This is a genomic window from Vibrio sp. PBL-C16 (assembly GCF_034321865.1).
GTDB classification, from domain to species: domain Bacteria; phylum Pseudomonadota; class Gammaproteobacteria; order Enterobacterales; family Vibrionaceae; genus Vibrio; species Vibrio alginolyticus.
In genome coordinates this window covers 330,662-355,306 of the sequence record NZ_JAXLNY010000001.1, presented here as the reverse complement: position 1 = coordinate 355,306, position 24,645 = coordinate 330,662, and the positions used below count along the sequence as shown (strand labels likewise).

The window sequence follows — 24,645 nt, the reverse complement described above, 5'->3', positions numbered from 1 at the left end:
TGCTCATAGCCTAAGAAGAAGATTCAATACAAATTAATAAATGACAATGGTAATGATAGTAATTACCATTTAGATCCATTAATATCCGTGTGTTGTTACCTATTATGGATCTAAGGTATTGAAGCCAATGTATAAAAAATCAATTTTGTCAGCCTCCATTTTAGTTGCCCTTTCCCATACTGCTTATGCGGAAGAAGCTTCTAAGTTTGAAGAAGTCGTTGTGTCGGCCACCCGTACCAACCAAACCATAAACACTGTTGCTGCTTCTGTTGCTGTTGTATCAGAGAAAGACATCGAAGAAAACATGGTAAAGGACTTGAATGATCTATTCGAGTATACGCCAGGTGTTACTGTTAATGGCACTCAACGCCAAGGCGTCCAAAGTATTAACATTCGCGGGATGGAAGGTAAACGAGTTAAAATCTTAGTAGACGGTGCATCTCAACCAGGTGTATTCAGCGGTGGACCATATTCGTTTATCAATTCTAGTGCCGTTACTGTCGACCCCGATATGCTAAAGAGTGTCGAAATTGTTAAAGGAGCAGCTTCTAGCCTACATGGTAGTGATGCAATTGGCGGTGTTGTCGCATTCGAAACAAAAGATCCGAAGGATTTCCTCAAAGATGGTAAAGACTTTGGTGGTCAAGCTAAACTCTCTTATTCATCGGAAGATAACTCTTTTAGTGAGCATGTAGCTTTAGCAAAGCGTTTCGGTAATACAGAAGCACTTATAGCCTTTACACGCCGTGATGGTGCAGAGCTACAAAATTTCTCTAAGGCGCCTTACGATAACTATTCTGTGGACAACCAAGATTATTACAAAAACGATCTATTGGTAAAACTTCAATCTCAATTGAATGACGCTCATCGCTTGGAGTTCTTGGGAGAAGTTATTTACAACGAGACTGACTCAGAGATCGCACATAAAAGTTACAAAAACTTCAACGCTGAAGACACAACCAAGCAAAATCGCATTGGGCTCAAGCACATTTGGTTTGCAGATGCAGCTATCTCGGATACGATCACGTCCAAGCTTACATGGATTGGTAAAGAAGAAAACGGCGTCTCTAATCGCTTTATCGAAGCCAGCCCTGGTTACCCACCTTACGTACCGCCTAGTGGTGACAACCAACAGAAAAAAGATTACGAATATACTGAAGACAAATTTGAATTCGAAACTCAGTTAGATAAAGAGATTCAAAATCACTATATTGTTTACGGAATATCGTACAAACATAGTGACATCAGTAATACCAATCGCGAGTTTAATTCCGATCCTGGCACGCCAGATACTGTTTACGTTTACACACCGGATGCAAAAGAAGAAAGCTTTGGTTTATTCTTGCAAGATGAAATTTCGCTTCTTAATGACAAGCTAATTCTGACTCCAGGTGTGCGTTACGATTACTTCTCTACTAATCCTTCAAATACTTCTGAAGAGTCATTCGAGAAGTTTAGCGACTCTGCATTAACTGGTCGTTTAGGAGCAACTTACTCTGTATCGCAACCTGGCACGATCTTCGCGCAAGTGAGCCAAGGGTTCCGAGCGCCATCGTTCGACGAGCTTTACTACACCTACGATAATCCGGCTCATGGCTATACCAACCGCCCTAACCCAAATTTGGGATCTGAAAAGAGTTTGTCTTATGAACTTGGTTACCGTCATAACACTGCAGCGTCTGCAACTGAAGTAGCGTTCTACTACAGTGATTACAGTGACTTTATTGAGCAAACGTCATCAAACAATGGTGGTTTAACTGAATTCACAAATATCAATATTAGTGAAGCAAACATTAAAGGGGTTGAGCTCTCTAACCGTCTTGATTGGCATGCCATTGCTGGTCTTCCATCAGGCGTGACAACTCGCTTTGTTGCAGCATACACAGAAGGTGAAGATGGTGATGGTAATCCTTTGAACAGTGTAAACCCATGGAATGCCGTAGCTGCTGTAAATTACGATTCACCAAATGCACTTTGGGGGACAAGCCTAAAAGTAAACTACACGGCTAAGAAATCGAACAGTGATATCAACTCTGATGGTGATAAAGGCGGAATCAAAGACCAAGTTGCTTTGCCGTCTGCGACAGTCGTTGACTTAACGGCGTACTACAAACCAATGAAAGATATAACCATTCGTGCTGGTGTTATGAATCTAACGAATGAAGAATACCATCTTTGGAACGATGTTCGCGGTAAGACTGAGTTAAGTCGAGACAAAACGCAAGCTGAGCGTAATTATAACATTAGTGTTAAATACGAGTTCTAAACCTTAAAAACACAAAAGCCAGCGTAATGCTGGCTTTTTTTATGGCTTTCATTTCAAAAATGTAAAGAAAAGTATGAAAAATGAAAGTTTACTGTTTTGCCATCTCTTTTTTCACCATTACTGCTGCTGCAATGATGAAAGTGATGATCAGACCGAGTTCCATGAACTACCCCAATAGCTATGAGAAAATTTATAACCCAAATTAAGAGTCGGGCATAGTTTAACAGCTCTATATATACTTGCTACCTTTTAACCAGTAATTTACGATTTTTTCCGATTTGGATCAAAAAAGACGCAATCACGCGCCTTTTTGTTACTATTATGTAAATTAAAGATTAGGCGTCTGGATAACCTTGAGGGTTAGTAGACTGCCAGCGCCATGTATCGCCAGTCATTTCTTCTAGAGTGCGAGTTGCTTTCCAACCTAACTCATTCATCGCTTTTGATGGATCCGCCCAACACTCTGCAATATCACCTGGACGACGCTCAACAAGTTGGTATGGGACATCTTTACCACTTGCGGCTTCAAATGCTTTCACCATGTCCAGTACACTGTAGCCGTTACCAGTACCGAGGTTATAGATATGAAGGCCAGCTTTGCTACCTACTTTTTCTAATGCAGCAACGTGACCATCGGATAAGTCCATTACATGAATATAATCACGTACGCCCGTGCCATCTTTGGTGGGATAATCACTACCAAACACAGAAAGGAACTCTCGGCGCCCTACCGCAACTTGCGAAACAAACGGCATTAAGTTGTTTGGAATACCTTGAGGATCTTCACCTAGCTCGCCTGTTGGATGTGAACCTACCGGGTTAAAGTAACGAAGAAGTGTAATGCTCCAGTCAGGGTTCGCATTTTGGAAGTCGGTTAAACACTCTTCTACCATTAATTTGCTGCGCCCATATGGGTTAGTTGCGCTAGTTGGAAAGTCCTCAGTGATGGGTACAGATGCAGGATCACCGTATACAGTCGCTGATGAACTAAATACCAACGATTTAACTCCGGCTTCGCGCATTGCATCAACCAATACTAACGTGCCATTAACGTTGTTGTCGTAATACTCTAGAGGTTTTACTACAGACTCACCGACGGCCTTTAAACCTGCAAAATGGATAACAGCTTCAATATTGTGCGACTTTAGTGCTTCTACCATCGCCAATTTATCTCTGATATCGGCTTGAATGAAGGTTGGCTTTACACCACATACCTTTTCAATTCGATCTAATACCGTAGATTTACTGTTGTACAGGTTGTCTAGAATCACTGGCGTCATGCCAGCTTCGATCATTTGAATACACGTATGACTACCGATATAGCCCATACCACCCGTAACGAGTACTTTCATTTTATTATTCCTTCTGACGCGAATTGGGTTAGTTTAAAGCTTTGACGTTACGATTTAAACTGTCTCTTGTAATTCGCATCCCATTAATATTGCTTGGCCTTTTCCGGCTTTCTTTGCTTGATACATTGCCGTATCCGCACTTTTTAAAACTCGAGTAGCATCGCGCTCATTTACGCCGACTAATTTTACGCCGATACTAACGCCAACTTTGAGTAAGTGACCTTTGTACTCAATTGGAGCACATATGCTCTCGAGCAACTGTTCTGCTATTCGGGTGACCACTTTTTGATTGGCGGGATTAACCAACATGACAAATTCATCACCAGAAAGTCTTGCGATTAAATCACTATGTCTCGTCGCAGATGTTAGACGCTCGGAAACTTTTTTCAAAACTTCATCACCTGCATCATGACCGTAGGTATCGTTAACTTCTTTAAATCCATCCAGATCGAGGTACAAAACTGCAAATTCGTCACGCAAGTATCCAGAGCGTTGTACTAGTTGTTCCAACTCTAAATGGAACTTAGATCGATTGGCTAACCCCGTTAAAGCATCGTGATGAGCTAAATGCTCCAATCGTTCCATCTCTTTTGCGCCGGAAAGGTCGGTAAGAACAATAACCAGATCATAGAAACCATAGTCTTCACATTTAACGATACGATTGACCCTAGCAAACATCGGTACAAACTGACCAATATGGTTCTTCTCGATAACTTCACCTTGCCAAACGCCATAATTTTCTATCGACTCGATGATACTAGGCATCATTTCCTGTAACTTGCGCCACTTTAGAGTTTGGATGAATGACTTCCCAATAAGCTGATCCACCTCTAAGCCGACTAACTTAGTGACGGCAGGGTTTGCCATCGTAATGACACCGCGATGATTAAGAACAATGAGACCATCTTGGCTGCTTTCAAAAACACGTCCCGCAACACGTTGCCGGTTTATGGCTTCTTCAATTTCGGTGATATCTTGAATCGAAAACAGTAAGTATTCATGTGTCGAGAGGCGACGACTGGTTAGGCTCAACTGCTGTTCGTTATCTGCATTTTTGAGGTGAATATCATCGCACTCTAGGCCTCGACTCAGGATCTGACTCAGCTCATTCGGTGTTTTGGTTTTAATTAGATCACGAATATTGGCATATTTAAGTTCATCTAATTTTTTTTGAAATATTTGCTGGGTCGCCGTATTACAATGAATAACACGTCCGGAATTGTCTGTAATAACTAATGCATGCTGAACAGATTCGATAACCTCTTCTGAAAATGCGCGCTTTTGTTCTAGTGTGTCTAGTGAATGTTGCCGCTGCTTCTCACGTACTGTTAACCTGTTCATCATTTGATTGAAAGATCTCGCGAGCTCTCCAATTTCATCGTTGGCGTAATAGCGTGCTTGATTTTCCGTGCTTCGTCCGTGTGTCACATTCTCTATTACGCGGCTAAGCTCCATAACGGGCTTGAGAACAAGCCTCTCGATACTTATGTAAAAAACAGTGCCACCAGCGATCAGAAACAGAAGAAGTAAAGCGCCATCTTGAAGTAAAGATTGTATGGCTTCTACAATTGGGCGATGAGAAAGCGTAACTCTCATGCTACCAATGACATAGCCATCATGGATAATCGGCTCTAGAACATAAAGAAATTTGGTTGATAAGGCATACCCTAGAGCGTGCAACCTACTTCTTTCGGTTTGACTTGGAACGGGTGCCAGTGCCCCACTTATCTCCATAACAGCGAATGGTTGGTCATCTTGGTCATAAAGTTTGACCCGCGTTACATTTGGCTGGTTTAAAAAGTTGGCGAGAATAGTTTGAGCTTTTTGCTTGTCCTTTGTCGTCAGCGCATCTTTAATTGAGAAAGAAACGTTGTTAATCAACTTTCTTGTCTGCTCGACCAGTTCATGCTTAGACGATTGGTATACAGTATACGAGGTGTAACCTTTTGAGATAACAAAGATAGCCGTTAAAAAGACCAGAAGAGGCCAAATAAGCTTCGCTCGTAATGACATATATATTCCTGTCGCAGACAACCACAAAAATGACAGAAGAACCATTATGCAATCTATCACCCATGAAGGGCGACAAGATTAACACGATGCTAATGCAAAATAACCTTAAATTCTCAAAAATTGGATGGAAAAGAAACGAAATACCTTAAAATTCGGATCAACTCAAATAACGGCAACATCTTTATGGACTAACGTGATCTTTTTCGTCAGCTATCTGCTCAAAAAGCTTCGTTTTCATGATAGAAGAATGAAGTGAGTCACTGAACCTAGATGCATTTTCCTGCATCGTAAACCCATTGCTTGTGTAGAAATAAAACGTATGACATTGAATAAACAGCAACTTACATTGAACTGTGATATGGGCGAGAGCTTTGGCTCTTGGAGTATGGGCGCAGATGAAGACGTGATGCCCCATGTTGATATGGCGAACATCGCGTGTGGTTTTCATGCCTCCGACCCTAATGTCATGCACGACACTATCACCCTAGCGAATGACAACGATGTTGATATTGGCGCACATCCAGGTTACGCCGACCTACAAGGCTTTGGCAGACGAAGCATAAGCATGACGGGTGATGAAATTACGAACATGGTTATATATCAGGTTGGTGCTTTACAAGCATTATGCCGGGCGCAATACACAGACATCAGTTACATAAAACCTCATGGCGCTCTATACAACGACATGATGAAAAGTGATGCGATATTTAGAGCGGTAGTAAAGGCGGCAGCACTGTTCAAAGTACCGTTAATGATCCTAGCTTCACAGGAAAACGAAAAATACTTAGAAATCGCAGACGATTATGATGTTCCCTTGCTATTTGAAGCATTTGCAGACCGTTTATACCAAGATGACGGCTTACTGACTCCTAGAACACAGCCCAATGCCGTGTTAAAAAGCGAACACGCGATACTTGAGCAAGTCCGGACCTTAGCTGACTCTGGGCGTGTCAAAACCGCTTCAGGCGGTTACATATTATTGGAAGCCGATACAATTTGTGTTCATGGTGACAATGAAGAGTCGATCGCGCTGATCCAAAAGATCCGCCAAAGCCTATACGCTGGAGGAAATTAATGCATAAAGAGAAATTTAATATCTCTTTGATCTCCGAGTGCAGTATTTTCATTAAGTTTGATGAGAGTATTTCTGAAAATGCAGTCGGAGAGCTTGCTCGCAGCATAAGAGAAACTTTCGCTTCAATTGTTATGAACGTTGTCCCCTCCTATCAAACTATTCTCATTGATTACTTACCTTTTCGAATCAACGAAAAGAACTTAGTCAATGAGCTGCAACAAATCGTGAGCCAGTTTGATACTCAATCACTTAAGCTTTCCCAGCCGAATCACATTACTATCCCTGTATATTACTCTGAAGAAACCGCGTTAGATCTATCTCGTTTTAAAAAGCGAGGTCTGTCATTAGACGATCTTATTACCCTGCATACGAAAACCGAGTACGCGGTTTCTGCAATTGGCTTTGCTCCTGGCTTTGCATTTCTCTCTGACGTTGATACTCAATTGCACATGGCAAGGCTTGCCACACCAAGAACTCACGTGCCGGCCGGAAGTGTCGGAATCGCAGACTCTAAAACGGCCGTCTATCCATCAGATAGCCCTGGCGGATGGAACATTATTGGTAAAAGCCCGCTTGCGCTCTTCTCCGACTCTCCTCCTTTTATACCGTTTGAAGTGGGTGACAAGGTCACCTTTAATGCTATTTCAAAACAAGAGTTTATCGATTTAGGAGGCGTACTATGAGTTACGGTGGATTACTGGTGGAAAAGCCAGGACCGCTCTCTTTAGTTCAAGACTTTGGTCGTTTTGGCTTAGCGCATGTCGGTGTGACTCAAGGTGGCCCGGTCGACGACTATGCTTACAGTTGGGCCAACCATTTGCTTGGTAACGTAGTCAATTGCGTTGCGATTGAAATTACTCTGGGTAACGCTTGTTTTATTGCATTGCATAACTGCCACCTTGCTATATGTGGCGGTGATTTAAATGCAAAAATAGATGGTGAACCTATTTCAAATTGGTCTGACTTTACGTTGAAAAAAGGACAGAAGCTTCAGTTCGGAGTCGCAAGGAATGGACTTCGCTCCTACCTAGCGGTTAAAGGTGGATTCAATGTTGCTCAGCACTTAGGAAGCGCATCGACCGTCTTGCGAGAATCTCTAGGTGGTTATGATTCAAATGGTGGCGCTTTGAAAGCTGGTGATATTCTTCCCTTTGTCCCTCATAACTTACCGAAACGTAAACCAAGGCAAATGACGTTTCGCTTTAAGCCAGATTACAACTTACCCATTAAGCTGAGAGTGATTGAAGGCTATCAGAACGAGGACTTTGATGAAGAGGCTCGCCAAGCATTTTATAACAAAGCATTCATCATCTCCCCAAATTCGAATCGCATGGGCTACCGTCTTGAGGGCAATAACATTCGTCCACCTTACGAAGGCGTACTATCAGAGGGAATTGCGTTAGGTTCAATTCAAATACCTAGCGATGGTAACCCTATTGTGCTGCTCAACGATCACCAGACTATTGGCGGGTATCCTAAATTTGGCTGCGTAGCTCGTATTGACTTACCTAGACTGGCACAGGCGAAACCCGGACAAAAAGTCAATTTTGTGAAAGGAGACAGACTAGGCTTGCAAGAAGTATGGTGCCAATGGGCTCAGTTTTTTGGGTATTAATACAACCACTGAGCCCAAACACAGCCGATTATGCAGGCATACCATAACGCACTGCTAAAGCTTGTGGATAGCCTCGCTCTTGAGTGAGTTTAATCGCGTACTGCTCGACCTCTTGTTCAGACCACTTTACAGCGACCGGATGCTGTGTTTCCACATTTTGGTTAGGATCGATGTCAAACCAGAATTGAAGCATTTTTTGCGCTGCGAGTAGTGTCGATGACGCTTTTACCACCTCTATTCTCGCGTAGTGGTTATCTTCAAAAGTCACATCTGCCGCTCTGAGTACTGGATCTGTGCCGGGAATTTGCTGAGCGCCAAATAATGCTTTTCCTCCTTTTACAGCAGAGTGATATTCGGGAATGAACTGTGCCATGTGTTTGATGGCGTTGTTCGTTCGCTCTTCTAACACTTCTTCTCTCCAGCCGTTACGGATCTTCGAGAGTAAAGGCATAGGCAGTTCAGGTTGAGCAGATGAGTTCGTGCTCTCCACTAAACCATCTTCAAACAGCGTGATTCCTTTTGTCATACCATGAAGCTGAAAGTAACCATCGCCATAAGGCGTCAATTGAGCCATTCCTTTATCGGTTCCACGCGGGCCATGAAAAATAACTTCTGGCCATTGTTGTTGACAGTCTGCCCACCTCGTAACGTAAGCGGCTTTAAACTCCACCAACCTGTCTCGCTTGGCACCAACTGTGTTGTCAATTGAGCCTGTTTCAAAGCCACACGCGTTAACCAAGTAGTCGCATGTCATCAGGTAATCGATACCTTCACGTTCATAGCCAAGTTGCCAGTGTTCCCCCATCCAATCGGCTTGCTTAAACGTTGCTTGTGTCAAGACCGAAGCATTAGGAAGCGTATCTAGTGTTAAGTTGGCAATTGCGGCGAGGCGAAAAACACTCCAACCATATTCTTGAACTGCGACAACAGGATACTTTAGCGCTTCAAGATCAGCATGTTGAGCAAAAGGAATGCACCACTCATCGAAGTCTGTAGGATGACTTGGTTGAGTACGTTGCGCGAGAGCTTCTAGCTCCGCTTTTGAATACAGTTTGTAGTATTCGCTTGGCTCGCCGAGCACTTTATTACTCTCATCTTTATCAACGAGCGTCTGATAAGCACTTTTCACAACCTCTAATCGCGGAATTAGTGTGGATGGGTCTCCACCATCGGAATGAGGAACCGCGATGATTGTCGGACGAATATTCAGTGAAAGCGGATACAGGCGAACAGTATCAATAGATTGTGCTAACAAGTCTAAGCATTGTTGCTCGGAAATCTCTCGATATAAATTACCACCAGCATGCAAATGACAAATGGGTGGACCATTTACTAGTGATACGCCCTTCTCTATTACGGAAACTTTAAAACCCAGCTCCGCAAAATGAATTGCTGCTGTTGCACCTGCTACACCGCCACCAACAACAGCGATATGCTTATCTTTATAACTTGGAAACTCAGACTTCATTGCTTCACTAAAAATTTTATAAGGAAAATTCTTTACTAACGGTGGATTCTACTCGTGTTTGAACTTGATTAAAATCACAAAAAGTTCATGGGTTTGCGAAATATCCAACAGCGCCTGTAAAGTGCATTAAAGTAGAAAAAATTTGCGAAAAAGTACTTGACTACATGGTTAAGAAGACACTTTTTTGTGTCTATGTGAATAAGAATTTCACTGTAAGACCCATGGCGCAAAGCCTGCAGAAACACCCCACTTTTTACCCCATTTAGTTATCCCAAAAGTTATCCACTGTTTTTGTGGATAACTAAAATAAAAGTGTCATGGAGTGTTCCAAACTTGATAACACTCGCTGCGATTAAGTGTTTACTGGCGTTAACAATCTTTTCAACAAACTCATCACTACAAGTGCCAACGTAACAAATGTTGCAAGCGGTAAAGCTATCCACAATTCGGGGTGAATTTGTGCATTGAGATCGAATCCATATGTCATGACTGCGGCCACACAAACTTCCGCAGCGAATACCGCAACACCACTAGCAATCAACGCCATAATTCCGTACTCGGCCCACAGGGTTGTGTTGATCCGTTTCTTACTTGAACCTAATGTGCGATACAAACGAATCTCTTGTTGACGTTGGGACAAGCTTAACCTCAGTAAAGTAAAGATGAGCAGCAGACCAGCAACAACGCCTAAAAGAGCAAGGATGGTGATTGCTGATACGATTTGCTGAATCAAAGCCTGAATTTTCTCGCCCATAGTTCGGATATCTAAAACAGAGACCGTTGGGTGAGCACGTGACATTGATGTCAACAACGCTTCATTTCCTTCTTCAATCCTATAACTGATGAGGTAAGAACCAGGTAAATTAGCCATCACGTCAGATGAGAAAATAAAATAAAAGTTAGGCTTCATATCACGCCATTCGACATAACGGATGGTATCTACTACTGCATCGTAATTCTGACTGTTTATTACAAAGCGCAGCGTATCACCGAGTTTGATGCCTAAGTCATTTGCTACATCCGCTTCTACAGATACACTCCCTTTGTTTGTCCATTCACCCGAAAGCACATCATTATATTCTGGTAGGCTATCTCCCCATGTCAGGTTTAGCTCTCGACGTATCGCGTCAGAACCTTCTCCTTCGTAATCAATCTCTTTGACGTTTTGACCGTTGATCTCTGTTAGTCGTCCACGAATTATTGGATAAGCTTGTGACCGCGTAACTCCATTTTTATCTAGGGTTTCTAGGTAGCTATCGAGCTCATAATCACCAATGTTTAAAGCGAACACATTTGGCGCGTCTGCAGGTAAGGTTCTCTCCCAATCAGCGAGAATATCGCTGCGCACAAGCCAAATGATAGACAGCAACATCAAAGATAATGCCAAAGCACCAAACTGTAGACCGCTGGTTACTGGCGTCCGGTTGATACGACTCAACGCAAGCTTCATTGCAGGATGGGTTGACACACGTGCAAACAGCTTTGTGAGTGCGACGCTAACTGCTGCGAGTACCACAAACAGTACCGCTATACCAGTGAGCACGATCCAAACTAAGGTGTTATCTGCATACAGTAAAAGCAATGGAACAACGGGAACTAGAACAAGTAACATTCGCTTCCAAGAACGTTGCGCTTTGCCCTGCTGTAGCACTTCTAACGCGGGAGTTTTAATCAAGCCTAACAATGGTATACCGAGAGCGGGAACAGTAATCAAGACTGCAGAGATAAATGCCACCAAAAATGGTGTGACACCGTAACTAGGGAGTGGATCGGGTAATAAGTCTTTGAGTGGAATGCGTAATAAATACTCCAGCCCACTCCCTAGCAGTAGGCCGACGACACTGGCACTAATGAGAAGGATTGTGACTTGAATAAATAACCACTTTTCAATCCATCGGCGGCTCGCACCAAGACTTTTCAACATCGCAATAGTTTGTGTCCGGCTGTTCACGTAGTTTTGACAAGTAAGAACCAATGTTGTCGCCGCCATAATGATGACAATCGCTACGGTCAAAGACAGATACTGCGTCGTGCGTTCAAAAACCTCATTACTACGACTGGCAGTATCTTGCGTGCGCCAGCGATCGCTCGGAGAAAGCTGCGTATCATCTTGTAAGCTATTTAGTGTTTTATCATCGGCTTGTAAAAACAGACGGTATTGAACTCGGCTCCCAACTTGAATTGCTCCTGTTTTATCTACGTCACTTTGATGAATGTATGCAGAAGGCATTTGTTGAAATGGATTAAAGCTCAAGCCTGGTTCCATCAATACTGCGCCTGATACAGTAAACTCGGCATCGCCTATCGTGACACTGTCACCTGACTTTACGCTTAGTTGAGTCATAATCCGCTCATCAAGCCAGAGTTGGTTCTCTTTAACGCGACCGGCTGGATTATTTTCAAGAACGAGCTCTCCCATTAAAGGGTAATTATCATCCACCGCCCTTACAGAAATAAGCTGCATACCATTATCGCTAAATGCCATAGTGGCAAAGCGTGTCATCGTCGAACGGTCAAGGCTTTCAGTCGAGGCTAACAACGTGTCCGGAATGGGATTAGCAGACACAAACACCGCATCTGCCGTTAATGCGTCCTTCCCCTGCTTGACGATCACCTGCTCCATTCGTTCTGCTAATGCAGAAAGCGCAAAGATACTCGCAATCACGAGAATAAGAGCAACGCTAATAGGCCAAAGATTCCCCTGCCTTATTTCGCCGAAACTCCAGCGTATCAAACTTTTATTCGACGAGTGCTGTGTTGTACTGTTTTGCTCTGTGGATGTTGCTTCACTTGATGATACTGCAGACATTATATCTCCTCCTTAAGCTCACCCGCCTCCATACGATAGATACGGTCACATCGGCTTGCTAGATGACCATCGTGTGTTACTAAAATCAGAGTTGTCCCGTGCTGTTCATTAAGATCGAATAGCAGCTCAATCACTTTGTCTGCGGTTTGATGGTCAAGATTGCCGGTAGGCTCGTCTGCGAACAACAGCTCAGGCTGTGTCATAAATGCACGCGCTAGCGCAACTCGCTGTTGTTCACCACCAGATAACTGGCTTGGTAAATGGTCGACACGTTTTTCCAATCCAACAGCAGCTAATAATTCCGCTGCTCTTGCTTCATCTTCGGCTTCACCACGTAAAAGACAAGGAAGCGTGACATTACGTAATGCACTCAAACTCGGGATTAACAGGAAACTTTGGAAAACGAAACCTAAAGAGTCAGCCCGGATTTTCGCACGAGCTTCATCGTCCAGTTTTGATAATTCATGACCTAATAAAGTAATTTCGCCTGATGTCGGCGTATCAAGACCAGCTAGCAACGTCATCAATGTTGACTTACCTGCACCGGAAGTTCCGACGATGGCGATTTTTTCTCCTTTTCGGATGTCAACATTTACGTCTTTGAGGATTGTTAATTGTTCTTGATTAGTAGAGACTTGTTTAGAAACCAAATTGGCTTGAACAATAGGTGCATTAAGTACAGGTGTTTGCATGATTCGTATACTTTCCTTAGTTCTATTTTTTTGTTTTTCCGCTACTGCACATGCGAGCGAAAAGCTACTTGTCTTGGGTGATAGCTTGAGTGCAGGCTATCAGATGCCGATTGAAGAGAGTTGGCCTAGCTTACTCCCTGATGCGTTGTCAGAACATGGTCAAGATGTAACAGTTATTAATGCTAGCATTTCTGGCGATACCACTGGCAATGGCTTAGCACGGTTACCTCAGTTGCTAACTCAGCATAGCCCTGACATGGTACTTATTGAGTTAGGTGCCAACGATGGCCTAAGAGGTTTCCCTCCTAAACTTATTACGTCAAATCTTTCAAAAATGATTACCATGATAAAAGATTCTGGTGCGGACGTTGTCATGATGCAAATTCGGGTTCCGCCTAATTATGGTAAGCGCTATAGCGATATGTTTTACGATATCTACCCTAAGCTTGCACAGCATCAACAAGTTGCCTTGATGCCATTCTTCTTAGAGCATGTTGTCACCAAACCAGAATGGATGATGGATGATGGCCTTCACCCAAAACCAGATGCACAACCTTGGATCGCTGATTTCGTTGCTCAAGAATTAATTAAACATCTCTAATTTTAATGGTCTAGCTCAATAAGTTTTACGTAACTTTACGTTAATCTATTTTCAATTCCACTCATCGAGGATAGATAACAACATGCGAATAGAACCGTTAATTCAAGGTGTTGTTGCTCGCTCTGCGCACCCCAAAGGGTGTCATGCATCTATTAAAGAGCAAATTGAATACGTAAAGCACGCCCCACAGATCAAAAAAGGCCCAAAACGGGTTTTGATTATTGGTGCCTCCTCTGGTTTCGGCCTAGCGGCACGAATAGCCCTAACGTTCGGTGGCGCTAACGCCGATACCATTGGCGTCTCATTTGAGCGTGGCCCTTCAGAGAAAGGGGTTGGGAGTGCGGGTTGGTATAACAACGTCTTTTTTAAGCAAGAAGCAAATCAAGCCGGGCGTACCGCAATAAATATTGTTGGCGATGCATTCTCTGGTTCGGTGCGCAATCAAGTGATTGAAGCCATTGAAACGTACTTTGAGGGTGAAGTTGACTTAGTCATCTATAGCTTGGCAACCGGTGTTCGACCTAAACCTGAATCTGATGAGTTTTGGCGCAGTGTCATTAAACCTATTGGTGAACCTGTCACTGGCGCTTCTATCATGCTGGAGAACGATAAGTGGATAGAAACCACCTTAACGCCTGCAACAGAAGAGGAAGCCAATGCCACCATTAAAGTAATGGGCGGCGAAGACTGGGAAAGCTGGATTGACACACTCATCAATAACGACTCTATCGCAAACGGCTGCAAAACCATCGCCTTTTCTTACATGGGCCCTGACATTACGCACCCAATTTATCTCGATGGTACGTTAGGTCGAGCGAAAATCGATTTACACCAAACCAGTCATTCATTAAACCTCAAACTCGCCAACTTTGACGGCGGTGCTTACGCAACCGTGTGTAAGGCGTTGGTGACGAAAGCCAGTGTATTCATCCCTGCTCTAAGCCCTTACCTGTTAGCGCTTTATCGAGTGATGAAGGAAAAAGGTACTCACGAACGCTGTATTGAACAAATGCAGCGGCTGTTTACTACGAAGTTATACGATCAAGAGAAAGTGCCAGTTGACGGTGAACGCTTGATTCGAATAGATGACTTGGAACTTGAACCGCAAGTTCAACAAGAAGTCCACGCTCTTTTAGAACAAATGAATGCTGATAACTTTAAAGAGATTGGTGATTACCAAGGTTTTAAAGATGAGTTTATGAAGCTCAATGGCTTTAACTTTGAGGATGTCGACTATTCGCAAGACATTTCTATTGAATCGTTAATGTCGCTTAAGCCTTGATGCTTGTTATCTGTTTCAAGGATGAGATATGTGACAACTATTCCTAGTCCTGAACACTTTTCAGGACTTTTTTTTGTTTCGAGCCCTAGCCACCCTATACTTAATTAAAAAGCGAGAACAAAATAGAGCAGTCTGCATTTTTAATTCACAGGAAGTGAAACCACGTAAAGGATGACCTATATGGGGAGATTGCAAACATTAGACTACGAAATCCCTGAGTCTATGCGAAGAAGTTGGCAGGAAATCGTCAACTTACTGGCTCAAATAACGCACGTACCCACCACATTAATTATGCGTATCCATCCAGATCGCATAGAAGTAAATACATCCAGCGAAACTATAGGTAATCCTTATCGTACTGGCGATACTGAGTTGCTTGGCAACGGTTTGTATTGTGAGCATGTCATAAAACACAAAAGTGAACTTATTGTCCCAAACGCGCTTGAAGATGAAGAGTGGCAAAATAACCCTGATATCAAACTAGGTATGATCTCTTATTGCGGCTTACCGCTACTCTGGCCAAATGGAGAGACGTTTGGAACTATTTGCATGCTTGATTCTAAGGAGAATGAATACTGCGACACTTACCGGCAATTGCTTGGGACTTTTAAAGATTCAATCGAAGCGCAGCTTTCCATCGTGCATCAGCAACACAAACTTCAGCGTCTTAACAACGAACTCAAAAATAGAGTTGAGAATCGCACTACAGATTTGGCGCAGTTAAGTTATTCCCTAACGCAAGAGATTGATCGTCGCAGAGCCGCTGAAAAGCAGGTGAGCTACCAAAAAACACACGATCAAGGAACTGGATTCCTAAACCGAGCAGCACTCGAAAATATAGTCAGTGACACACTCAGAACGTTAGATCACAGTCAGCAATCATTAATCGTAATAAACATTGGTTTTAGCAATGCACGCAGTATCCAAACCCGTTATGGCTTTGAAGCTTTCGACGAAATATTGAAAGAGTTTCGGTATCGTCTTGGTAAGCGGGAGTCCAGACATTTTGTTACGGGGAGGCCTAGCTCCAATGATCTCGTATTGCTCGTTTGGGGCACAGACATCGATATAAAATTGCATCAGCTACTGAATGATATTACCGATATTGGTATGGGAAGTTTTTATGTAAAAGACACAGAGGTTCACCTAAACTCTTACATTGGTGTTGTACAAGCTCACCGAACCAGCAATGCTAAACAACTACTCCAGAACGCATGTTATGCCATGCTTTTGTGTAAAGAATCTGGCGAAGCGTATGGTTATTTCTGTGAAAGCCATTCAAATGAACTCAACAACCACAATCAACTGGAAAGCTACTTATTGCAAGCGGTAAGAAACGACGACCTAATGCTCTACTTTCAGCCCAAAGTACACCCTCAAACCCACAAATGGATTGGCGCAGAAGCATTACTACGCTGGAGGCATCCAATACTAGGCGACGTATCCAACGAAGCCTTAATACATATGGCTGAACAAAACGGGCTTATCTTTGAAGTTGGCTCTTTTGTTCTTCGAACCGCGATAGACAAAGCAAAACAATGGTCTGAGTTAATTGATAACTTCAAAATGGCCGTCAACGTTTCTCCCATTCAATTACAAAACGTAAATTTTGCGGAACAAGTGCAACACTTACTCGAGTCTTTTCACTTGCCAGCGCACTTTCTCGAGCTCGAGGTGACCGAGAGCGCTTTAATTGCCGATGAGGTCGTAGCACGCACTACATTAAATAAACTGCACAAACTAGGCGTGACACTGTCACTTGACGATTTTGGTACAGGATATGCCTCGTTCAGCTATTTAAAGAAATATCCATTTGATGCCATCAAAATTGATAAAAGCTTCGTCCAGCAAATGGAAAAGTCGGACGATGACCGCGCGATAATTTGTTCTATCATACACATTGCGAAAAAACTGGAACTCCAAGTCGTGATCGAAGGCATTGAATCTCCCCAACAAGAACAGTTTCTCATTGGTGAGGGCTGTGATATCGGACAAGGTTTTCTTTATGGTAAACCTATGCCTTGTAATGAATTTGAGCAAAGTTTGTTTAATCAGCGCCTTTCTGGCGGGCAATACGCCTACTCTTCCTAAGCATTCTCTTTACTATGAGGGCGGTGGTTTCTATAATCGCCGCCCGCTTCTATTAAAAGGCTAATATCTTCATGGATCAGTTGACTGCCACGCTTAAGAAAATTGAAAAGCAGAACTACCGAGCTTATCAGCAAATCAAAGGTCAATACGACTTCACTGATTTCACTTTGTTTATCGATCATGTACAGGGTGACCCTTATGCATCGGCGTCACGTTTTCGTGCGACTCGCTCATGGTCTTTGACTGGTCTTGAGTGGCTAAGAGACGAGTCTCCTGCATTTCAAAGAGCTGCACGTGATTTTATTGCGCGTAGTTTTGAGCAGTTTGCTAAACAAGAAAACTCAGTATCAATTTCACTGACAGGCCAAACAGTACTGGATAGCACCGCGGTGTTGTTTACTGAAGAAGGTATTGAACTGCGTTTTCGAGTTAACTTACCAGCCGAAGGTCGTTCAGTATTGGGGAAAAAAGCCAACAACATACTGACTTTCCACCTGCCTAAGTTTATCCGTCGAGCAACTTTAGAGCGTGAACTCGACAAAGCCGCTTTAATTAAGCACTGCCAAGTTGTTGAAGACCAAGATGCCCTGCGAGAACAGTTGGAGGCCAATAACTTAGTCGCGTTTGTCGCAAACGGCAGTATTCTTCCTCGAATTGCAGGTAATTGCGACCTTCCTATGAAAGAAGCCGTTGAGTTTAAAGCCCCTGAATCTCTACAAGTCACTTTACATGCGCCAAACAAGGGCCATGTCACAGGATTAGGAATTCCAAAAGGTATCACACTGATCGTAGGTGGCGGCTTCCACGGTAAATCTACCTTATTAAATGCAATAGAGCGTTCAATTTACGATCATATTCCAGGAGATGGTCGCGAATACATTGTTGCCGATAACAAGGCTATGAAGATTCGTGCCGAAGATGGCCGATGCGTACACCACTTGAACCTCTCGAACTACATCAACCATTTACCGATGGGTAAAGATACGGCGGACTTTTCTACTCAAGACGCATCAGGCTCAACGTCGCAAGCCGCTTGGCTTCAAGAGTCTATTGAAGCGGGTGCAAGCACATTATTGATTGATGAAGATACTTCTGCTACCAACTTCATGATTAGAGATGAGCGTATGCAGGCATTGGTGGCAAAAGGTGATGAGCCAATTACTCCTCTCGTCGACCGCATTGGTCAATTACGAGATGATCTTGATATCTCTACCATTATCGTTATGGGTGGGTCGGGCGACTACTTAGACGTTGCCGATACCGTCATTCAAATGCACGACTACCAAGCCGTTGATGTAACTGAAAAAGCGAAAGAAGTTATCGCTCAGCACCCTACTCAACGCCATAACGAGTCAGAAGAACGTTTACAGACCTTCCCACCTCGAGCACTGAACCGCGTTGCGTTGATGAATATTCTCACTGACGGCAAGTTCCGTGTGAATGCGAAAGGCAAAGAGTCACTTCGATTTGGTAAAGAGTTTACTGATCTCAGCGCTTTGGAACAGATAGAGTCAGCCGATGAAGTCAACACAATTGGCTGGTTATGGTTCCAAATTGCTCAACTTCCAGGTTGGTGTAATCATCCGGCGAAGGAGATTGAAGAAATGCTGTCTGGTGAGTGGCATGCCGTTCTTCCTAAGCAAGGCGACTTAGCCAAACCACGCACACTAGACGTTATGGCTGCCCTCAACCGCATGCGAAAATCTCAGTTTAAGTCATCATGCTAGTTTTGATACGCTGACAGAGACAGTTCAATCAAAAGGCAGCTATAGTTAGCTGCCTTCCTTTATCTTTATTCTTAGCGAATCATTCGTTTCTCAGTACATTCCACGCTTCACAAAGAACTCTAAATCTTTCTGCATCGCCATTTTCTCGATCAGGATGCCAACGAAGCGCGAGTTTTCGCCATTGTTTTCTAATTTCCGCAGGCGTAGCGTCAGTGTTAAGTTCAAATAGTGACAGTGCCTTTGTCTTATCTACGCTGGCTACTGACGAACCACCTATGAACTTTTGATAAGTTGTCCAAAATTCATTCAACAATCGACGCACTTCACCTTCGTCCGCTTCGTAATTGCGCCAATCTAAGTAATAATCACGCAAAGGATCATGAATATCGATCTTATGCCTCAAAGCTTCCATCGAAGACATGAGCTGAATATCCATGGCTTCGACTTGAAGCCAGCTATCCGGATACAGAGTGTCTTGCAGTTGATATAATGCATTCATGATCAGGAAATTTCTTTTGAATAAATCCTTATCGGGAGAGTCGTCCAGCTTTGAAATATAACCTTGTTCACCCAACCAGCTTGCCAAGGTGTGCACTTTCCAATTAGAGGGCTGTTTTCTCAGAATTTCTAGCATTGGCCAAAGCAGCGGATTTTCTATTGCATGAGGCTCAATACTACTGACAGTACGTTGTCCTTCCATTCATCCTCTCTGACACGAGTTTAGGGCCCCATTCACGGCACAAAAAACATAGTTTCCACTTTGTAGCATAAATGCAAAAAGGCCGATAGTCATTCACCATCGGCCTTTGTAAGGAGATCACGTAAAGGTTAAATAACCCCTAGCTCACGTAAACGTTCCATAAGGTAGCTATGTGCAGTATAGCGCTCAGATAACACCACTTCCGGCTTTGGATGCAGGAACAACGGTAATGAGATACGTGACTTTTCTTGACGGCCACCCGTAGGGTTGATTACACGGTGAGTCGTTGAAGGGAAATAACCACCTGACGCTTCTTGAAGCATATCACCAATGTTGATGATTAAGTTCCCGAAGTCACATGGTACATCGATCCAATCACCCTCTTTACTCTTTACTTGCAGTCCAGGTTCATTAGCAGCAGGCAAAACCGTTAACAGGTTAATGTCTTCATGCGCAGCAGCACGAATAGCGCCTGGCTCTTCTTCGCCTGTCATCGGTGGGTAGTGAAGCACGCGTAGTAATGTTTTGTCACTGTTATTGATCATTTCTGACAACGCGATAGAGAACTTCTCTTGAACGTCCTTAGGTGCGTACGCTTCAACCCAGCCTAATAGCTCTTGAGCAAATGCATTGGCACGCTCGTAGTACTCTAAGATTTCAGCTTTAAGCTGCTCTGGGATCTGACCCCAAGGGTAAACATGAAAGTACTCTTTGATGTCTTTCACTTTGTGCCCTTTTGCCACTTCAGACACAGAAGGTGGGAAGTAGCCATCTTGGGTGTCTACGTTAAAGTGAAAATCATTCTTTTGTTCTGAACAGAAAAACTCATGCCAGTTTTTGTAAATTGACTCTACAAGCTCTTGTGGAATCGGGTGGTTTTTCAACACACCGAACCCCGTTTCGCGTAAAGAGGTAACGAACTGTTGAGCAGCATCGTCAGCAAGATAATCGACAGTTTCCAGTTTCATGGCTTTACTTCTTTTTTATTAGACTGAATCATGGATTCTATGGATGGGCATGTTGTAAATCAAACTTTAATGAAAAGTGCACGCGCAAACGTTTTAATGTTGAGCAGTTTGCCAATAAATCAACATTTTCAGTGATCAAAAAACCCATTAAAATATCAATTGCACACCGTTCAATTAAGTGTAATCATTAACACAATCTATGGAGTCCCACTGTAAGATAAATTGAAGGATCAAATAACTCTATGAAAAGCACCTCGACACTCTTAGGATTAACGATTTTTTATGCCATCGTGTTTTTATTTTCTGCGTTGGAACCTAACTCACGTGCAGTTTGGTTTGCGGAGATTATCCCGGCGATTGGTATTCTTGTTGCTATTTGGGCGATTTCGATTCGCTATCAGTTCAGTAATACGGCTTACTTTTTAATGTTCATCTGGCTCTGTTTGCACACTATCGGTGCGAAATATACGTTCTCCGAAGTGCCGTTTGACTGGTTTAACGACATGATTGGTTCAGAGCGAAATAATTTTGATCGCGTTGCGCACTTTTCAATTGGCCTTTACGCATATCCGATCGCTGAATACTTGATAAACAAAAAACGGTTCAACAAAGCGTTCTCTTGCTGGTTTGCTTTGTTTGCTATCATGTCACTTGCTGCTGGCTATGAGATTATCGAATGGTGGTATGCGGAGTTGGCTGGTGGCGATGAGGGAATTGCCTTTCTGGGCTCGCAAGGTGACATATGGGACGCCCAGAAAGATATGTTGTGCGATACCGTTGGTGCAGTGTTGTCGTTATTCTTAATGTCGGCTCAACGTCGATTCTCTCAACCATTCTAAATAAGGGTTAAACCCATCAACAATTGGAACCTGTACGATTTGAGCGACCTCGTATTCGTGCAGGTTTTCTATTTTCTCTTCCACCAATTCATAAAGTTCTCGACGAGTTTTGATGACTAGCAACCATTCGTTGTCAGTACAAACCTCCCCTTTCCAAACGTAGTGGCTTTCAATAGGCATTGTTTGAATACACGCGGCTAATTGGGCATCTAGCAAACCTTTAATGATCTGATCTCGATTTTTTTCATTACTGGTTGTACTTAAAACCATGCAATAGTCATGTTTCATACTCATTTTCTAGCCCTTTATTATTTCATCGTCACTTTGCCGCCAATCATTTTGTAAGCGGGGGTTCCTCTTACTAGGGTATCTCTTGCAAACTCTTGTCCGCAAGCGGGGCAAATACATGGGGTTTGTGTGAAATCGTCAACAATGCGCTCTTTGAAGCATTTAACCAGTGCTCCTTTCCCGCCTTTACGGTACTTAAATAGTTGAGTTTTACATTTAGAGCAAAAGATATCGACGGTTTTCGTCGGTTGTTTTTTATTCGGTTTCGCCATGGTTACTTTCTATATCCGGTTTGACCCATACATTATTAAAATCAAACCAACCTAAGGCATTACACTTTGCATTTTGTAACGCACCGCTGTGGTCTTTATTCACGCCTAGCCAGCAGTGAAACATAGGAATCACCTGACAGCTTTTTACTAACTGTCGTCCTAGCTCACGCGCAGGAAAGTCTGTGTGCATGCCGGCACGCCATTGATCGACAAGTTTAGCCCATTCACTAAAATCGTAACCTGAACTGAACTTCTCAATATCACTGTAATCCAGGAGCCAGCCCGCCAACGCGTCATTTCGGTTCGTTGCAATGCCCATAGCTTTCACCCAGATATCCACTTCCTCCGGTGCGGGCGGTTGAGAATCATAACGAATAAACTCAACCTCTATACCGTGCGGTTTTAAGAGTGTCTTGATGGCCTTGGCAACTACTGGAAACATCGGATGCTTTTTCTGATACGCTACGGAAATTACCTTATTAGCCTGTGGTACGCTGCCCGCTTCCGCTGGCCTGAGATCAATCCAACCGGGCTTAAGGCCAAAGGCTTGCAATACTCCCAGTTCCATCACTTTATCTTGTGGAACATGCGCGTAAATCTGGTGACTGTTGAGGGTTTGCGAGAGGAACTCTGCCCAACGTGGATCTTTTGCAATCCCGGTGTTTTTGTTTAGTAATAGGAATGTACATCCAGGGTCCAGCTCTACTTCATCGGATGAACCTTGTTTATCCATCTTCGGCTTTGACAGGCTTGGATAAACCATTGAAGAATAGGCTTCATCGATTACCCACACCTCCACCTGGTCAAGTAAAGGGCGAAAACCAAAGTAGCCATCAAAAGCAGTCAAAATAAGACGCTTATCATCATTCATTTTAACTTGGAACGGCCCTGTCCCTATCGGTTGCCTATCGAAGCTTTCAGAACGCAAAGCACTCGGTAGCAAAATTTTTGCTTGCGACTCACTCAGAGCCAGAGGAAGGTAGCGATCAGGACGGACGAGCTCAATATCAACGGTCCACTCTTGTGGTGAAGACACCCGCTTTATGTGAGAAAACAAGTTCAAGCCATTTAACGCAAGCACACTCTCAAGAACACAACTGGTTGTTAACGGTTCACCATTATGAAAGCGTACTCCACGACGAAGATAAAAACGCCAATGTGTATCAGAAATTGCTTCCCACGTGTGGGCTAAATCTGGTTGAAGTTGTTCATTTTCATCAAGGCGAGTGAGTCCGCTAAAAATTTGTCTGGCGATGTGCTGTTCAGAACGCCGCATCGGTTTCTGCGGGTTTAACATCGACAATGGTCGATAATAAGGCAAACGCACGACCTGCTCGCCCTGTCGATGCTGAAGCCCTAAATAACCTTGGATAACCTGCGTCAATCGTGCCGCATCGTTATCAAGCGCATCTAGAGCCTGACCGATTTTCCCTTCATCGAGATAACGCCTGGCGAGGTTTTCGCTGACGTCGCTTCGATTACGTTTAAAAACGAGTTTCGAAAGTTTTCCTCGACCCGCTGCCGGATGCCACTCAATCCAGCCCTCTTCTTCAAGTTTATTTAGAACAATACGAGCATTACGACGTGTACAAAACAACGCTTCGGTGATGTCTTCGAGCTGAACGTCCGTATCGTGACCGGAAAATTTTTCAAACAGTGTTTCGAACTGAACACGTAAACGAGGGCTACTCATAAAGAGGAAATTCTTATCTTGTTGTCGATAAGCTAAGTTTCCTCATTTTTTCCAAAAAGTGCAAACATCACACTATAAATTATTGAATATCGATACCAATTTCTCGCGAAAGTTCAGCCAGTTGTACCTCGTTGTCCAGCTTGATAGACCATTTGCACTCTGCTCCATGAGATAAAACAACGTTCGCTCCTCTACCCAGCAACTGAATTGCATCGGTTTGCGCTTGCAAGGTTACCATTGCACTGCCGGAGAGCTTAATCACTATTTCACGCTGGGTTGCAATGATTTTTCCTAATGAAAACTCAATCACCATCTTAGTTTATACCGACTTTGTTTTGTGTTGTTTCACAGCGATGGTCAAGCGACTGGTACACACTAAACGGCCTCGCTCATCAGTGATATCGATTTGCCACACTTGCGTTGAAATACCCAGATGAAGCGGTGTTGCCGTACCAATCACATGACCACTTCGCACGGCTCGCACATGGTTCGCGTTAATATCTAAACCGACGCAGTAGCTGCCCTCATCGACAGAGAAGTTTGCAGCCAATGAGCCTAATGTTTCTGCGAGCACGACTGATGCACCACCGTGAAGCATTCCTAAAGGTTGATGAGTAAAGCTGCATACGGGCATGGTTGCTGTAAGGGAGTCGTCAGTGAAATCTGTATATTTAATTTGTAGGTGCTCGATCAGGGTATTTTTTGACGTGGCATTCAGAATCTCTATGCTTACGGGCTTTTTCCATATACTCATTGTTTTACTCTTAGTTTCACAAACTGGTTTGTTAGGTTGTAACGATGTGCTAGGAAGCTAGCATAGACGCTACTTGGGCATAACTTCAAGACGTAACATCTCACCTTCTTTATTAATCAGATGAATAACTTGATCCATGC

General features: G+C 43.4%; 21 protein-coding genes. 9 read left to right on the top strand and 12 right to left on the bottom strand.

All coding sequences use genetic code 11. The features are described 5' to 3' along the window. The first annotated feature begins 127 nt into the window (after positions 1 to 127). Positions 128 to 2,266 carry a TonB-dependent hemoglobin/transferrin/lactoferrin family receptor gene (locus UQW94_RS01465; RefSeq protein ID WP_053303617.1) on the top strand — a complete coding sequence of 713 codons (2,139 nt, stop codon included), beginning with the start codon at positions 128 to 130 and terminating at the stop codon, positions 2,264 to 2,266. A gap of 335 nt (positions 2,267 to 2,601) precedes the next feature. Here UQW94_RS01465 and galE read toward each other — a convergent pair whose 3' ends face one another. Further along, positions 2,602 to 3,618: a UDP-glucose 4-epimerase GalE gene (galE, locus tag UQW94_RS01460; protein WP_322141935.1), complete on the bottom strand. Its 1,017-nt coding sequence runs from the start codon at positions 3,616 to 3,618 to the stop codon at positions 2,602 to 2,604. Between the two features lie 54 nt (positions 3,619 to 3,672). Continuing rightward, complete coding sequence (locus tag UQW94_RS01455; RefSeq protein WP_186585309.1) at positions 3,673 to 5,631, bottom strand: diguanylate cyclase domain-containing protein; 1,959 nt, start codon at positions 5,629 to 5,631, stop codon at positions 3,673 to 3,675. A gap of 319 nt (positions 5,632 to 5,950) precedes the next feature. Between UQW94_RS01455 and UQW94_RS01450 the strand changes: the two genes are divergently transcribed. From UQW94_RS01450 to UQW94_RS01440, 3 genes are read left to right on the top strand one after another with little or no spacing between them, the layout of a single operon-like run. Continuing rightward, entirely contained in the window at positions 5,951 to 6,706 is a 756-nt protein-coding gene (locus tag UQW94_RS01450; protein ID WP_005386314.1) for a 5-oxoprolinase subunit PxpA, read from the top strand. Continuing rightward, positions 6,706 to 7,389 carry a 5-oxoprolinase subunit B family protein gene (locus UQW94_RS01445; RefSeq protein ID WP_064354778.1) on the top strand — a complete coding sequence of 228 codons (684 nt, stop codon included), beginning with the start codon at positions 6,706 to 6,708 and terminating at the stop codon, positions 7,387 to 7,389. Before UQW94_RS01450 ends, UQW94_RS01445 begins: the two co-directional genes overlap by 1 nt. Beyond that, entirely contained in the window at positions 7,386 to 8,321 is a 936-nt protein-coding gene (locus UQW94_RS01440; RefSeq protein ID WP_322141934.1) for a biotin-dependent carboxyltransferase family protein, read from the top strand. Before UQW94_RS01445 ends, UQW94_RS01440 begins: the two co-directional genes overlap by 4 nt. 28 nt (positions 8,322 to 8,349) lie before the next feature. Here the strand turns inward: UQW94_RS01440 and UQW94_RS01435 are convergent, their stop codons facing one another. The 3 genes from UQW94_RS01435 to UQW94_RS01425 form a co-directional block, all read right to left on the bottom strand. Next, positions 8,350 to 9,789 carry an FAD-dependent oxidoreductase gene (locus tag UQW94_RS01435; protein WP_213968395.1) on the bottom strand — a complete coding sequence of 480 codons (1,440 nt, stop codon included), beginning with the start codon at positions 9,787 to 9,789 and terminating at the stop codon, positions 8,350 to 8,352. 352 nt (positions 9,790 to 10,141) lie between these two features. Then, positions 10,142 to 12,598, bottom strand: coding sequence for an ABC transporter permease (locus UQW94_RS01430; RefSeq protein ID WP_322141933.1), 2,457 nt, complete (start codon positions 12,596 to 12,598; stop codon positions 10,142 to 10,144). Further along, on the bottom strand, positions 12,598 to 13,290 hold the full coding sequence (locus tag UQW94_RS01425; RefSeq protein WP_005376323.1) for an ABC transporter ATP-binding protein: 693 nt from the start codon (positions 13,288 to 13,290) through the stop codon (positions 12,598 to 12,600). Before UQW94_RS01425 ends, UQW94_RS01430 begins: the two co-directional genes overlap by 1 nt. Here UQW94_RS01425 and tesA point away from each other — a divergent pair. The 4 genes from tesA (at position 13,289) to UQW94_RS01405 (ending at position 18,991) form a co-directional block, all read left to right on the top strand. Beyond that, on the top strand, positions 13,289 to 13,891 hold the full coding sequence (gene tesA / locus UQW94_RS01420) for a multifunctional acyl-CoA thioesterase I/protease I/lysophospholipase L1 (protein ID WP_005376324.1): 603 nt from the start codon (positions 13,289 to 13,291) through the stop codon (positions 13,889 to 13,891). The two genes, UQW94_RS01425 and tesA, sit on opposite strands and share 2 nt — an antisense overlap. A gap of 82 nt (positions 13,892 to 13,973) precedes the next feature. Next, entirely contained in the window at positions 13,974 to 15,173 is a 1,200-nt protein-coding gene (gene fabV / locus UQW94_RS01415; protein ID WP_137282643.1) for an enoyl-ACP reductase FabV, read from the top strand. Between the two features lie 180 nt (positions 15,174 to 15,353). Continuing rightward, positions 15,354 to 17,264: an EAL domain-containing protein gene (locus tag UQW94_RS01410; RefSeq protein ID WP_322141932.1), complete on the top strand. Its 1,911-nt coding sequence runs from the start codon at positions 15,354 to 15,356 to the stop codon at positions 17,262 to 17,264. 71 nt (positions 17,265 to 17,335) lie between these two features. After that, positions 17,336 to 18,991 (top strand): ABC-ATPase domain-containing protein, encoded by a 1,656-nt coding sequence (locus UQW94_RS01405; RefSeq protein ID WP_213962462.1) that lies wholly within the window; start codon positions 17,336 to 17,338, stop codon positions 18,989 to 18,991. A gap of 79 nt (positions 18,992 to 19,070) precedes the next feature. Here UQW94_RS01405 and UQW94_RS01400 read toward each other — a convergent pair whose 3' ends face one another. Both UQW94_RS01400 and UQW94_RS01395 read right to left on the bottom strand, forming a co-directional pair. Then, a complete protein-coding gene (locus tag UQW94_RS01400; protein WP_322141931.1) occupies positions 19,071 to 19,691 on the bottom strand; it encodes a DNA-J related domain-containing protein in 621 nt (206 codons plus the stop codon). A 128-nt stretch (positions 19,692 to 19,819) separates the two neighbouring features. Continuing rightward, positions 19,820 to 20,659 carry an isopenicillin N synthase family dioxygenase gene (locus tag UQW94_RS01395; RefSeq protein ID WP_005386285.1) on the bottom strand — a complete coding sequence of 280 codons (840 nt, stop codon included), beginning with the start codon at positions 20,657 to 20,659 and terminating at the stop codon, positions 19,820 to 19,822. 242 nt (positions 20,660 to 20,901) lie between these two features. On the opposite strand from UQW94_RS01395, the gene UQW94_RS01390 reads away from it, so the two are divergent. Further along, on the top strand, positions 20,902 to 21,498 hold the full coding sequence (locus UQW94_RS01390) for a DUF2238 domain-containing protein (protein WP_005376330.1): 597 nt from the start codon (positions 20,902 to 20,904) through the stop codon (positions 21,496 to 21,498). Here the strand turns inward: UQW94_RS01390 and cutA are convergent. From cutA to UQW94_RS01365, 5 genes are all read right to left on the bottom strand, one after another. Next, on the bottom strand, positions 21,460 to 21,792 hold the full coding sequence (cutA, locus tag UQW94_RS01385) for a divalent-cation tolerance protein CutA (RefSeq protein WP_017634166.1): 333 nt from the start codon (positions 21,790 to 21,792) through the stop codon (positions 21,460 to 21,462). The two genes, UQW94_RS01390 and cutA, sit on opposite strands and share 39 nt — an antisense overlap. A 14-nt stretch (positions 21,793 to 21,806) precedes the next feature. After that, positions 21,807 to 22,058 carry a hypothetical protein gene (locus tag UQW94_RS01380; RefSeq protein WP_005376334.1) on the bottom strand — a complete coding sequence of 84 codons (252 nt, stop codon included), beginning with the start codon at positions 22,056 to 22,058 and terminating at the stop codon, positions 21,807 to 21,809. Then, entirely contained in the window at positions 22,042 to 23,751 is a 1,710-nt protein-coding gene (locus UQW94_RS01375) for an SgrR family transcriptional regulator (protein ID WP_005386283.1), read from the bottom strand. Before UQW94_RS01375 ends, UQW94_RS01380 begins: the two co-directional genes overlap by 17 nt. Positions 23,752 to 23,830: 79 nt before the next feature. Beyond that, positions 23,831 to 24,064: a DUF3389 domain-containing protein gene (locus UQW94_RS01370; RefSeq protein ID WP_005386281.1), complete on the bottom strand. Its 234-nt coding sequence runs from the start codon at positions 24,062 to 24,064 to the stop codon at positions 23,831 to 23,833. 6 nt (positions 24,065 to 24,070) lie between these two features. After that, complete coding sequence (locus tag UQW94_RS01365) at positions 24,071 to 24,505, bottom strand: hotdog fold thioesterase (protein ID WP_322141930.1); 435 nt, start codon at positions 24,503 to 24,505, stop codon at positions 24,071 to 24,073. Positions 24,506 to 24,645 lie beyond the last annotated feature (140 nt).